Origin of the sequence: Streptomyces sp. NBC_00328, from assembly GCF_036139655.1 — a bacterium.
Classification (GTDB): domain Bacteria; phylum Actinomycetota; class Actinomycetes; order Streptomycetales; family Streptomycetaceae; genus Streptomyces.
This window is the reverse complement of sequence record NZ_CP108013.1, coordinates 368849-381163: the sequence shown is the minus strand read 5'-3', so window position 1 is coordinate 381163 and position 12315 is coordinate 368849. Positions and strand designations below refer to the sequence as shown.

Genomic DNA, 12315 nt, shown 5'->3' with positions numbered 1-12315 from the left:
CGTCAGGCCACCCTACGGGGCGCTCTGACGTCGGCGCGCGGCCAACTGGCGCCTACCTCCCCCGGCCGGCGGGAGGATCTACGAGGGCCTTGACCCGGAATGTTGGACACGGGTTGTGCGGCTGGGGCCAGGTTGGTTGATGTTGTGGCGAGTGCTGTTTCGTAGGTGATGGGGCTGCGTTGTCCGAGGCTGGAATGGCGGCGTCAGCCCCCGCCTCGGTAGGGGCCGTTCTTCTTTGCCGCCGAGCACTCACTCTGATCGCCCAGAAACCGGCGAACTGCAGTCATGCCGGGCAGAATTGGCTTCGGAGACAGGGGCGGCGAATCTGGTTTCCGTAGCGACGGCGTGAGTGGTCGACTGGCAATGCGCACTGGGTTGCGTCCACATCGCGGCCGAGCGCTGGACAGGGACGGCCTTCGGTGAGCGGATCGGAAAACCAGGTGCAACGCGGCTCATGCGTCCGGTCCCAGCGTCACCCTGGACAGCGCTGCAGTCCGCGTCGCCCTCCTCGACGCGGGAGGAAGGCTCCATCAAGGGCGACAACCGCTTCTCCGTCCGGCTGATCGACGGCCCGGACAACCGCAAGGGTGGGGAGCAGATCAACGCGGTGTACACACTCAACCGGGTAGTGAACGGCGACCCCTTCTACGTGAAGATCACGAACTCGCTGAAAGGCTTCGACTGGCTATGGCGCTTTTCGCCGAGCATCACGTCACCGCAACTCCCGGCCGCCGCGTCCTGGAGGTCTACGACGCTGACGCCTTTCTCGGCGACAGCGCCGCCCTGGATGCCGCCGAGGTACAGGTGGTGGCGGGAAACGGCTACCACCTGTACCTCCTCAGCCTGCAGCCCGACATGCCCGTCCAGATCACCATCCGCGTCTGGGACACCCCACCCAAGCCGCCGGCCGACGCCGAAGGCCACGTCGACATCAGCCTCGAGTCCGAAACGGGCATCCTCGTGGTGGGCCAGCTCGACCGCGGCCCTGCCCCTGACGACGTCGTCCTTCCCCGCCCGGGCGTCTACGAGGGCCACGCCTGGTGGACCAACCGGCAAGCGGCAGGCGACTACTACGACACCACCCTCGCCCAGCTCCCCTATGACGCCCCCGACACCTGGCTCACCGAAGCATGGAACAACTGCCCCGTCGCCGAACGGTACGTCCTGGACCTCGCGTACAACTGGGAGCCCGAACCCGTTGACGACGACGAGGACTGGGCCTAGTGCTGTGACCGCATAGGTTCGCCGGGTTGGCGGTTGGGGCGGTTGGACGGGCGGCGACGTTCCGTCTGATCGCTGGAGGTGCGGTGGCCGAGTCTGTCCGGGTGCGCAGACTGACCGATCAGGAGGGGCAGAAGCTGCAGCAGATCGTGCGTCGGGGCAGCACCAACTCGGTGCGCTATCGGCGGGCGATGATGCTGCTGGCATCGGCCGGCAGGAACCGTGTGCCGGTGATCGCCCAGCTGGTGCAGGCCGATGAGGACACCGTCCGCGATGTGATCCACCGGTTCAACGAGATCGGTCTGGCCTGTCTGGACCCTCGATGGGCGGGAGGCCGTCCCGCCTGCTCGACCGTGACGACGAGGACTTCGTCGTGGCGACGGCCACCACCCGCCCCACCAAGCTCGGCCAGCCCTTCACCCGCTGGTCGCTGCGCAAACTCGTCGCCTACCTGCACAAAGTCCACGGCCGGATCATCCGTATCAGCCGTGAGGCGTTACGCGGCCTGCTCGTCCGCCGCGGCATCACCTTCCAGCGCACCAAGACCTGGAAGGAATCTCCCGACCCTGAGCGCGACACCAAACTGGACCGCATCGAGCACGCCCTGGACCGCTTCCCGGACCGCGTCTTCGCCTTCGACGAGTTCGGCCCGCTGGGAATGCGGCCCACCGGCGGCAGTTGCTGGGCGGAGCAGGCCAAGCCCGACCGAGTGCCGGCGACCTGCCACCGCACCCACGGCGTTCGATATTTTCACGGCTGCTACTCGATCGGCGACGACCGGCTGTGGGGCGTCAACCGCCACAGAAAGGGCGCCGCGAACACGCTGGCCGCCCTGAAGTCCATCCGTGCCGCACGGCACGACGGTGCACCGATCTACGTGATCCTGGACAGCCTGTCCGCCCACAAGGGCGCCGACATCCGGCGTTGGGCCAAGAAGCACAAGGTCGAGCTGTGCTTCACCCCGACCTACGCCTCGTGGGCGAACCCGATCGAGGCACACTTCGGACCGCTGCGGCAGTTCACCATCGCCAACTCCCACCACCGCAACCACACGATGCAGACCCGGGCCCTGCACGCCTATCTCCGCTGGCGCAACGCCAACGCCCGCCACCCGGGCGTCCTGGCCGCCGAACGCAAGGAACGCGCCCGCATCCGAAGTGAGAAGGGCATCCGCTGGGGCGGACGCGTCCTCGTAATCGCAGCGTGAACAGCCTGCCCTGGTGTTCTGCGTGGTCACTACATGCCATAACCCAGTTCCTCAGCCTCGATGTGCCAGAAGGAGTTCTCATCGGCAACAGCTTCGGCGTCAAGCACCCCGAATCGTTTCAGCAACGCTTCAGTGAGCGTGTCGCCAGCCTGCTCGACCAGGTCTACGGTCTCGTCCTCGCTCAGGCCGTCGCCGGGCCCCTCATATGCGTCGGCCTCAGCAGTGGCCTCCTCATAAGCGCGGTTGAAGGCGACGAACGCCTCCACGCTGGAGTTCACCAGTCGGGGAACATCACCCTCCGGCAGAAACCACAGCGAGCCGTCGTCACGCTGTAGGACGAGTGCGCTCAACCCTGGGTCGACCGCGACCAGGGCATACCGCACACCGCCGACCATGCGTTCTGCAAAAGGGGAGGCCTGCCACACCCCGTGGTACGGGCAGCAAACGCATCCGGCCAAGAGTGAGGCAACTTCAGCATCGTTCACGCCGAGAACGTAGCCCGCCCCGCCGACGCTTCACCAAGCCGGTGAACCTATGCGGTCACAGCACTAGCGATCGCCTGGAGATCACTGCGGCCCCTGGCAGACGGGGGTAGCCCGCGCCTGGCGGCACCCGGCGGGCTGCTGGTCGGTGATTGACATGATGGGCGGCGGCAAGATTTCAGCTGTCTCCAGGGGGCGATCATGACGTTCAAGACCGAAGCCGATTCCGCAGTCGTCGATCGGGACGAGTGGTCCTACGCACCGGCTGTCGGCGTCGGACCGCTCCGGTTCGGCATGACCGTCGACGAAGTGGTCAAGGCGGCTCAGCTTCTCGGCCAGACGCAGGTCAGCGATTGCGCACGGCACCACGCGATCTTCTCGCCGACTTGGAAGATCGAGATCCGCCGCAGGGCAGCCCCTTGTCCGCCTGCCGTCACGGCCTACGTGAGCCAGGCTGTGGGGTTGTTCTGCATCGCAGCCGACGCCGTCCACGGTCCACAGGTCCGGCACGACGGAATCTCGCTGGTCGGGAGGGACCCGTCGGGACTGGAGAGCGACACAATCGCGCATGCCGAGGCAGTGGACGGGTACTTTCGCTACACGCCCGAGGGCTTTGCAGTACCGGATGATTTCGGGGTGGTCATGCGCGGGCAACTCGTCGGGCAGGTCCTGCGATCGCGTCCGTTGTTCATGGTGACGCGCGACGGCGCGAATACTGAATGGGATTCGATGCCTTTCGAGGAGTATCTCCACGGTCAGTCAACGACCTGACGTGGTGCGACTCGTGGCGAGGGGTGAAGGAGGTCGCCAACCCGTCGTCGGCTGGGGCCACGCGAGACCGGAAGCCGGGGCCGCGTCAAGCCGGAACTCAGACCCCCAGCACGACGACATGGGGCCACCTGGAGCCGAAAAAACGGGGCCAGTTCAGACCGTCAACGCCACTCAAGCAGAGGCGGCAGTTCAGCACAGGAACGGTGCTCATCGTTGATGGCACCCTCGTGCCCACCCGTGACCATGCCGTCGCCCAGCAGTCGAAGAACTATCGGTACTCCACCAACCACCAGGTTGTCATCGACGCAGACAGTCGGCTCGTCGTTGTCGTCGGACGCCCGTTGCCGGGCAACCGCAACGACTGCAAGGCCTGGGCCGAGTCAGGTGCCAGGGCGGCTGTCGGCAAGACCACAACGATCGCCGACGGCGGCTACCCGGGCACCGGACTGGTCATCCCACATTGCCGCCCGGCCGACGGCGAGCTGTGCGACTGGAAGCACGAGCACAATCGCTCCCGCAAACAGGTCCGCGCCCGTGTCGAGCACGTCTTCGCGCGCATGAAGACCTGGAAGATCCTGCGTGACTGCCGCCTCAGAGGCGACGGCGTCCACCACGCCATCCTCTCCTGGACGATCGCGGAATCAGCGCGACCCTCGGTCAGCGCCCTGGTCATAGCCGTCCTCCCTCCAGAACCTTGCGCTGAGGATGAAAGAGGCTCAGGGACCGGCGGGATGGGGGAGGCCAACGCCGAGATGACCGAGCAGATCCGCGTCGCTGCCCTCGGCGGCATCGGCCGGTTCGCCCAGTTCCTCATGGCGGGCGGCCTGTGCGGCCTGATCCGCGCCGTCCAGGAGGCCGACGACCGGCTGCTGTGCGTGGCGGAACGCGCCTGTGCCACGGGAGCGGGGTCCTGTGATCCTGTTGATGCAGCGGGCGCCGAACAGGCCCGAGATCCTTCGGACGCTGACGGCCGACGCGATGGGGGACCAGTGGGTCCGCGGCGGAGGCCTCCCCCCCCCTCGCCTCGGGACGGGGGGTGAGACCACGATCGTCATCAACATCGTCCAATACCTCGTCATCCCGGAGAACAGAGGACCGGGAGCGCTGCCAGGCACTCCATGGACATGCTGCTGGCGCAACCAGCCGCGCGAACGCCCCGTCGGCCGGAAGCCCTCGGTCCGTCGTACGCGTGGGCTGAACGCCTCGCCGGTGGCAAGGACTCCGCCCACGTCACTTTGCCTGGGCGAGCCAGACCGCGTCGGGGCCGGCAGGGAACCGGAGTTGGCCGGTCGTGTCGTGCACGGCGCGCCACACCGCTTCGGCGACGTCGCTTTCCTCGGTGAACAGGTCCTGGCCCGTGAAGTCGCCCATGGCCTTCTCCGCCCACGCTGCGTAGGGCGCCGGGACCAGTTCGTCCAGCGGGGCGCCCTGCGTCGCCGTGGCGGCGAAGTTGGTCGTCAGGCAGGCGCCCGGCTCGACCGTCTTGGCCCGCACGCCGAAGGGCGCGAGTTCGAGCGAGAGGGATGCGGTGAACCCCTCGATGGCCATCTTGCTCGCCTTGTAGACGGCCGAGAGGGGCATGTGGCCCAGCACCACGCTGGAGGTCACGTTGACCACCACGCCGGAGCCGCGCTCGCGGAACTGGGGGAGTACGGCCTGCGTTGTTGCCATCACGCCGAAGGTGTTGGTCTCGAACACTTCCCGAACCCGGGTCATGGGGGTGCCCTCGAACACGCCGATCGAGGGGAGGCCCGCGTTGTTGACCAGGACGTCGACGGGGCCGGCTGCATCGAGCGCGGCGGCGATGCTCTCGGGCTCGGTCACGTCGAGTGCGACGACGCGCAGCCGGTCCGAGGAGGGCAGAGCGTCCGGACGCGGGGTGCGCATCGTGGCGACGACGTTCCACCCCTGCGCATGAAAGTGGAGGGCTGTCTCCCGTCCGTATCCGGACGAGGTACCAGTGATCAGAACGGTCTTCATGGTGATCCTTGCGAGGTGATGGGATCCCCGGCCGGACAGGCATTTTCCTGCACAGCTGGGGAATCGGTGATTCCATTGAATCGCTCTGACCTGCTGAAACAGTAGAACTATCCTCGCCTCTTCCTGCACGATCCTCTACCGTGCTCCAGATGGATCAGGGCAGGACGGTCACGGGGGAGTGCGCGGTGCTGCGCAGACGGGCGGCGTCCCGGCTCGGGGGCGCACCGAACTGACGGCGGTACTCCCGGCTGAACTGCGAGGGGTTGTCATAACCCACGCGCTGGCCGATGCCGGTGACGTCGCCCGGGTGGGTGGCGAGCAGCAACCGGGCCTCCTGCAGCCTGATCTGCTTCTGGAACTGGATGGGGCTCATCGCGGTCACCGCCTGGAAGTTGCGATAGAAGGCGGAGACGCTCATGCCGGACATGCGTGCCACGTCCTCGACGCGGAACGACTGCGCGTAGTGCTCGCGGATCCAGCGCACGGCCCGCGAGACGTGGCTGAGGCCACTGTCGGCCAGGCCGAGCTGGCGCACCGTCGCACCCTGCTCGCTGGTGATCAGGCGCCACAGGATCTCGCGTTTGACCAGCGGCGCGAGTACGGCACGGTCGCGGGGTTCGTCGAGCAGTCGCAGCAGCCGGACCACCGCATCGAGCAGCGAGGCCGAAGCGTCGCTGACGGCGATGCCCGACGGAGTGCCTGCGCCGGTGCGGGAGAGGTCGCCGGGCCCGGCTTGCAGCAGCACTTCCGCGACCGCGGACGGTTCCAGGGTGAGGCCGAAGCCGAGGGCGGGCTGCTTGAGGTCGGCCTGGGTGAACTGCCCGGTGACGGGCAGGTCGACGGATGCGACCAGGTACTGCCCGGGGCCGTACTCGTAGACCCTCTCGCCCAGCGCGAGCCGTTTCGCGCCCTGGGCGATGACGGCGAGCACCGTGCCGGACATGGAGGGCGCCGGCGGATCCGGCCGGTCGACCTTCGAGATCAGGACGCCGTCGATGGCTGTCGTCCAGTCGGGTCTGGCATGCCGGTCCAGCAGGGTTCGGAACTCTTCAAGGGACATGCACCCATTGCAGCACCCCTCCGCCACCCTGCTCCCGAAATCGCGAGGATCGTGCAAGTGCCCGCGACCATCGTTCTAACGTTTCAGCAGGTCAGAAGCATTGAATGGAATCAGCTCACTCCATCAATGCGAAGGAGAACATCGTGCTTGCCAACTACGGCTTCAACGCCACCCTGACCGCCAAGCCCGGGATGGGCGGCCGGCTGGTCGATCTGCTGCTGACCGGCCTGAACGAGGGCAGCCCCGGCGCGAGCGAACACTGCGTCGTCTACGTCGTCTCCCGTTCCGCGTCCGACACCGACGTCATCCACGTCACCGAGGGCTGGACCAGCGAGGAGGACCACCACCGGACCTTCGCCGGCGAAGCCGCCCAGGCGATCGTGGCGCAGATCGCCGGAATGCTGGCCGAGGAGCCCGAGCACACCGACTACGTCCCGGTCCTCGGCAAAGCCGCCTTCTGAGCCCCATGACGGATCAGCCGACCCGCCACCTGGCCACCTGCCCGGACGCCCCCGTCCTCGTTTGCCCGGCACCACACCACGAAAGGCCCACGCCATGACCTCGGCACGTCCCGCACTGGACCCCGAACTGCGCGAGCTACTGACCGGCATGCCCCTCATGTCCCAGCTCACCACGGAAGTTCTCGCACAACTGCGACAGCTCCCCTCGGCGCCCGTCGACTCGCTCCTGGCACACCGGCAGGTCGACAGGCGCGAGGTCAGCGTGCCGGCCAGGGACGGTGCCCAGATCTGCCTGTCGGTCTTCAGCCCCGCGAACGCCGACCGCACCACGGCCGCCCCCTGCATCTACTGGATGCATGGTGGCGGGATGGTCATGGGCGACCGCTTCTCGCAGATCGACATCCCGCTGGAATGGCTCGACGAGTTCGGCGCGGTCGTGGTGTCCGTGGACTACCGGCTCGCACCCGAAGCCACCGGCACCACCCTCGTCGACGACTGCTACCAAGGTCTGCTCTGGACCGCCGGACACTCCGAAGAACTGGGCATCGACCCCACCCGTATCATCGCCGCCGGCGCCAGCGCCGGCGGCGGCCTCGCTGCCGGCCTCACCCTGCTGGCACGCGACCTCGGCGCCCCGGCGATCGCCGCGCAGGTGCTGATCTGCCCCATGCTCGACCACCGCAACACCACCACCTCCAGCCGCCAGTACTCCGGCGTGCCCGGTGTCTGGACCGGCGAGATGAACGAGTTCGGATGGCGAGCCGTTCTCGGCGACCTCACCGCCGACGAGGTGTCCGCGTACGTCTCGCCCGCCCGGGCCAAGGACCTCTCGGGCCTGCCGACGACCTACATCGACGCCGGCTCCGCCGAAGTCTTCCGTGACGAGGACACCGACTACGCCACCCGCATCTGGGCGGCCGGCGGCCAGGCCGAACTCCACGTCTGGGCAGGCGGCTTCCACGGCTTCGACGCCCTGTACCCGCAGGCGGACATCTCGGCCACAGCCCGCCGAACCCGCACCGACTGGCTCACCCGACTCCTGCTCCCGAACGGCTCCGCGTAACGCACCCAACGCTTGAGGGAGGTCCTCCAGCCGCCCGTCCGGGAGCCGGCCCGCTGCTCCCGCCGCGGACCGCGGGGGCGGGCTACGCTGCGCAGTTACCGGCAGAGCCCCAGCGCAGGAACCTGCTGGATCCCGCATCGTCGACGAGGGTGACCGCGTATTGCGCGTAGCGCCATTCCTTGCGGGCCCGGGATTCCGTGAGGACCGCCTGGCAGGCCGTGTCGGCTGCGAGTGCGGCCCACCGGTCTCGTGTCGCCTCATCCCATGCGGGCTTGTCGGCCCATACGTACATCACGGCCTCGTCGCGGGCGAAGCCGATGGACATGTTGCCGTTGTCGAGCCAGTTGGGATCGCTGATGATGCGGGAGTTGCCCTGCCACTCGGAGATGATGCTGTCGACCGTTTGTCCGGCGACGCGGATCTCGTCCTTGTCCGTGCTGGGGATCTGCGCCTGCTCCAGGCCGGACCTGGTGGGCTGCCAGTCCGGGTCCTGTCCGGCGGCGGGAGCGCTCCGGTTCTGGACCGACGTGTCGCAGGAGGTGTTGGTGCGGAAGTCGTCCTCCCATACGATGCCCGGGCCTTCCTCACGGGCAGTGTCCACGACGATGTAGTCGTCGTAGGGGAAGTCGGGGTAGGACTTGGCGAGGTCCCGCAGGCCCAGGCACACCGTCGAGGCGACTTCTTGCACCGCCACCGGGGACAGCTCCTGGCCGCTCGTCGCGACGTACACCTCCCCTCTTCGCCGGTGGAAGGTGATGGCACGGTTGAAGTGGGGATAGGCGACGGGATCCAGCCAGGCCCCCGTCCCCATTGCCCCGAAGGCGTCGTTCTCGGCAGGGGTCCTGGCCGGCCGCGATTCCTTCCACGCCGTGAGGGACGCCTCGCCCGGATCGTCCGTTGCCGTACCGGCGGGACTGTGACTCCGGACCGCGCTCTGTGCGCTGTTCGTCGCGTCTGCGGTCGGGCTGGGGAGGAACGCAGGGCCGCCCGTGGAACTCTTCGTCCCGGGGCTGTTGCCTGTCTCGAAGAGGAGACCGCCCGCAAGCGCCCCGCTCAGGGCGGCGGCTCCGACGACCACGGCGATCGTACGGCCACGGCCCTTGCGTCGTCCGGCGGGAGCCCGCCAGGCCGGGTCGTCCAGGACGGGCATGTCCCACTGGGCTGTCACCAGGTCGTTCACGGCGGTGGGGATGTCCGTGGCCGGGTGCAGAGCCTGGGTTGTCTGGCCGGCGAACAGCGCCGTGCACTTCTCGGCGAGCACCGCTGCGGAGGGACGGTCGTCGGGTACTTTCGCCAGTGCGGACGTCACGAGCGCCAGAAGGTCGTCGGGCATGCCCGTGGTGTCGGGCTCACCCGATATCACGCGGTAGGCGACTGCGTCGGGAGCTCCGGTGCCGAAGGGCAGGCGTCCGGTGGCCGCGTAGGCGATCAGGGCTCCCCAGGCGAAGACGTCGCCGGCGGGGCCCGTCATCCCGGTGCGGTAGGCCTCGGGGCTGATCCAGCCGGTGGTGCCGGTCATGACGCCGGTGCGGGTCACCGAGGTGCCGTCCAGGGCGTGGGCGATGCCGAAGTCCAGTACCCGGGGTCCGCAGGGGGCGAGGATGACATTGGCCGGCTTGACGTCGCGGTGGGCCACCCCGGCCGCGTGAACGGCTGCCAGTGCGGCCGCGGTTCCGGCCGCGAGAGCGTACAGCCGGGCTCCGCCGAGTGGGCCGTCGACGGTGACGTACTGGCCGAGGGTGGGGCCGGGGATGTATTCGGTGGCAAGCCACGGGGCGGCGGCATCGGTGTCGGCCGCGAGCAGCGGCACCAGACAGGGACCGGCGACCCGCCGGGTCACTTCGACTTCCCGCCTGAACCGGGCGCGGAACTCGTCGTCGTCGGCCTGCGCGGGATGGATGAGCTTGACAGCCACCCGGAGTCCTTGGGGATCCAGAGCCGCGTGGACCGTGCCCATGCCGCCCGAGCCGAGTCGCCCGATGATCCGGTAAGGGCCTATCCGGGCCGGGTCACCAGGCCGTGCGGGGTGGACACGCGTGGGCAACGAGGACTCCCGGAAACAAGATGGAACAGACCGTGCTGGTCAGGTCCGTAACCTTCCCATGCCGCGATTCCAGATGACAGCCCGCCCCAGGTGAGGAAACGCCGGCGCGTCAACTGCCCGTCCCGGCGAGATACGGAAGGCCGGGATCCGGTCGCCCGCCACGGTCGTGCGGCAGCGGATTCTCCCGACAGCCCCTGCCCCGCCGGCCCCCACCCAGCAGGGCCGATCACCACAGCCTCTGCTCCGCCGGGCGGCAGCGGTCTTCGCGGAGCGCGGTGATTTAACATGATCGGGGCGTGTGGGTGAATGAGTGCCGGGGGGTATGACGTGGCCGTCTACGAACTCAAGAACCGTCTGGTCGTCGGTATCGCCTCCAGCGCACTGTTCAACCTGGCGGAGGCGGATGCCGTCTTCCGCGATCAGGGAGAGGAGGCCTACCGCGCCTACCAGGAGGAGCACCTGGACGACACGCTGGACAAAGGGGTGGCCTTCCCTTTCATCCGCAGGCTGCTGTCCCTGAACGGCCTCTCACCCGATGATCCTCTGGTCGAGGTCATCATCCTGTCCCGCAATGATCCCGACACCGGGTTGCGGGTCATGCGGTCCATCCAGTCCCACGGACTGCCCATCACCCGGGCCATCTTCATGCAGGGCCGCTCGCCCTACCACTTCATGCCCGCCCTGAACATGTCCCTGTTCCTGTCCGCGAACGAGGACGACGTCCGCGAGGCCGTCGCGCTCGGGCTGCCCGCCGGCCGCGTGCTCGGCCCGGCGGTGGCCGACGAGGACGATGACCAGGACCTGCGGATCGCCTTCGACTTCGACGGAGTCCTCGCCGACGACGCCTCGGAACAGGTCTACCAGGCCGGCGGCATCGACGACTTCCGCTTCCACGAATCGGCGAACGCCGCCACCCCGCACGACCCGGGTCCCCTGCGTGACTTCCTCGCGGGCGTCAACCGGCTCCAGCGGCGTGAGGAAGAACAACGGGCGCAGGACGCCGACTACAAGATCCGCGTCCACGTCTCCCTCGTCACCGCCCGCAACGCACCCGCTCACGAACGCCCGGTGCGCAGCCTGAAGGACTGGGGTGTGGCCGTCAACGACGCCTTCTTCCTCGGCGGCATAGACAAGAGCACGATCATGGAGGTCCTCAAGCCCCACATCTTCTTCGACGACCAGGTCGGCCACCTGACCGGCACCGCCCGCAGCACGCCCAGCGTGCACATCCCCTTCGGGAAGATGAACGATCCGGGCCACCCGGCGACTGAGCAAGCACAGCAATGAGGCAAGCACCGCGATGAGGCCCGCCTCGGACCGAGTCCGGGCCGCGAAACGCCCTGGACTACGCCGCTCGACTCCAGGGCGTCTCGGCCGCGGGGATGACGAGGGGCAGATCGGCAGTGACGGTGGCGCCCTCGGGGGTGGTGTCGATGGTGAGAGTGCCCCCGATCTCTTCGACGCGCTCGTGCATGGACTGGATGCCCACACCGGGTGTCCACGGCACGGTGCACCGGCCGCTGTCGGTGACGGTCACGCGCAAAAGAGCGGGGTCCGTGAGCTGCACGGTGAGGCGGGCGGTGGTGCCCTCGGAGTGCCGGGCGATGTTGGTCATGGCCTCCACCGCCACCCGGTACGCGGCCACTTCGACGGCCGCCGGGAGCGGCGGCAGCCGGGGGGAGCGTCGACCGTGACGGTCAGAGCCCGGTCGTCCGCGGCGCACAGCGGGGCGATGCCCTGGCGTACGGCGTCGACGAGGCCGAGTTCGTCGAGGGCCCGAGGCCGCAGGCCGTAGACGATCCGGCGGATCTCGGTGATCGCGTCGCCGATGTCGGCGCGCAGCCCGCGCGACGTCTCCACGGCACGCTCCGGGTCGGCGGCGATGAGGTTGACGGCCGCGTCGGTGGTGTAGGCGATGCCGGTCGGACTGGCTCCGCCGATGGGACGGGGCCGGTCCGGGAGCCGAGGGCCTCGAGACCGGGCTTTCAGACGCGCCGGGCTCGCAACCCGCATCAAGGCGGGACGT

General features: G+C 68.4%; 11 protein-coding genes and 2 pseudogenes. 7 read left to right on the top strand and 6 right to left on the bottom strand.

The annotated features are described in order from the left end of the window. Positions 1-687: 687 nt before the first annotated feature. A complete protein-coding gene (locus OG485_RS01520; RefSeq protein ID WP_328663642.1) occupies positions 688-1224 on the top strand; it encodes a hypothetical protein in 537 nt (178 codons plus the stop codon). An 83-nt stretch (positions 1225-1307) separates the two neighbouring features. Further along, positions 1308-2428, top strand: a pseudogene (locus tag OG485_RS01515) (IS630 family transposase). 29 nt (positions 2429-2457) lie between these two features. Here the strand turns inward: OG485_RS01515 and OG485_RS01510 are convergent. After that, a complete protein-coding gene (locus OG485_RS01510; protein ID WP_328663640.1) occupies positions 2458-2913 on the bottom strand; it encodes an SUKH-4 family immunity protein in 456 nt (151 codons plus the stop codon). Between the two features lie 198 nt (positions 2914-3111). Between OG485_RS01510 and OG485_RS01505 the strand changes: the two genes are divergently transcribed. Together OG485_RS01505 and OG485_RS01500 are read left to right on the top strand one after the other, a co-directional pair. After that, the gene (locus tag OG485_RS01505; RefSeq protein WP_328663638.1) at positions 3112-3681 is read left to right on the top strand and encodes a hypothetical protein; all 570 of its coding nucleotides are present in this window, start codon (positions 3112-3114) and stop codon (positions 3679-3681) included. 194 nt (positions 3682-3875) lie between these two features. Further along, positions 3876-4721, top strand: a pseudogene (locus OG485_RS01500) (transposase); the annotation flags it as partial. Positions 4722-4911: 190 nt separating this feature from the next. Here OG485_RS01500 and OG485_RS01495 read toward each other — a convergent pair. Both OG485_RS01495 and OG485_RS01490 read right to left on the bottom strand, forming a co-directional pair. After that, positions 4912-5661, bottom strand: a complete 750-nt coding sequence (locus OG485_RS01495; protein ID WP_328663636.1) for an SDR family oxidoreductase — start codon at positions 5659-5661, stop codon at positions 4912-4914. Between the two features lie 154 nt (positions 5662-5815). Beyond that, entirely contained in the window at positions 5816-6721 is a 906-nt protein-coding gene (locus OG485_RS01490; RefSeq protein ID WP_328663634.1) for an AraC family transcriptional regulator, read from the bottom strand. Positions 6722-6864: 143 nt separating this feature from the next. Here OG485_RS01490 and OG485_RS01485 point away from each other — a divergent pair, with 143 nt between their 5' ends. After that, the gene (locus OG485_RS01485) at positions 6865-7182 is read left to right on the top strand and encodes a putative quinol monooxygenase (RefSeq protein ID WP_328674211.1); all 318 of its coding nucleotides are present in this window, start codon (positions 6865-6867) and stop codon (positions 7180-7182) included. Positions 7183-7276: 94 nt separating this feature from the next. Continuing rightward, positions 7277-8245 (top strand): alpha/beta hydrolase, encoded by a 969-nt coding sequence (locus OG485_RS01480; protein ID WP_328663632.1) that lies wholly within the window; start codon positions 7277-7279, stop codon positions 8243-8245. Positions 8246-8327: 82 nt separating this feature from the next. On the opposite strand, the gene OG485_RS01475 is transcribed toward OG485_RS01480, so the two are convergent. Next, positions 8328-10289: a serine/threonine protein kinase gene (locus tag OG485_RS01475; protein ID WP_328663630.1), complete on the bottom strand. Its 1962-nt coding sequence runs from the start codon at positions 10287-10289 to the stop codon at positions 8328-8330. 327 nt (positions 10290-10616) lie between these two features. Here OG485_RS01475 and OG485_RS01470 point away from each other — a divergent pair, with 327 nt between their 5' ends. After that, a complete protein-coding gene (locus tag OG485_RS01470; protein WP_328663628.1) occupies positions 10617-11576 on the top strand; it encodes a 5'-nucleotidase in 960 nt (319 codons plus the stop codon). Between the two features lie 58 nt (positions 11577-11634). On the opposite strand, the gene OG485_RS01465 is transcribed toward OG485_RS01470, so the two are convergent. Together OG485_RS01465 and OG485_RS01460 are read right to left on the bottom strand one after the other, a co-directional pair. Further along, positions 11635-11904 (bottom strand): sensor histidine kinase, encoded by a 270-nt coding sequence (locus OG485_RS01465; RefSeq protein ID WP_328663625.1) that lies wholly within the window; start codon positions 11902-11904, stop codon positions 11635-11637. Next, positions 11901-12302: a histidine kinase gene (locus OG485_RS01460; protein WP_328663622.1), complete on the bottom strand. Its 402-nt coding sequence runs from the start codon at positions 12300-12302 to the stop codon at positions 11901-11903. The genes OG485_RS01465 and OG485_RS01460 overlap by 4 nt, the downstream gene beginning before the upstream one ends. Positions 12303-12315 lie beyond the last annotated feature (13 nt).

Excerpts from the sequence above, each read along its gene's own strand:
- OG485_RS01520 (WP_328663642.1), top strand. The coding sequence starts at position 688 with ATGGCGCTTTTCGCCGAGCATCACGTCACCGCAACTCCCGGCCGCCGC.
- OG485_RS01460 (WP_328663622.1), bottom strand. The coding sequence starts at position 12,302 with ATGCGGGTTGCGAGCCCGGCGCGTCTGAAAGCCCGGTCTCGAGGCCCT.
- OG485_RS01465 (WP_328663625.1), bottom strand. The coding sequence starts at position 11,904 with ATGACCAACATCGCCCGGCACTCCGAGGGCACCACCGCCCGCCTCACC.
- OG485_RS01480 (WP_328663632.1), top strand. The coding sequence starts at position 7,277 with ATGACCTCGGCACGTCCCGCACTGGACCCCGAACTGCGCGAGCTACTG.
- OG485_RS01495 (WP_328663636.1), bottom strand. The coding sequence starts at position 5,661 with ATGAAGACCGTTCTGATCACTGGTACCTCGTCCGGATACGGACGGGAG.
- OG485_RS01505 (WP_328663638.1), top strand. The coding sequence starts at position 3,112 with ATGACGTTCAAGACCGAAGCCGATTCCGCAGTCGTCGATCGGGACGAG.
- OG485_RS01490 (WP_328663634.1), bottom strand. The coding sequence starts at position 6,721 with ATGTCCCTTGAAGAGTTCCGAACCCTGCTGGACCGGCATGCCAGACCC.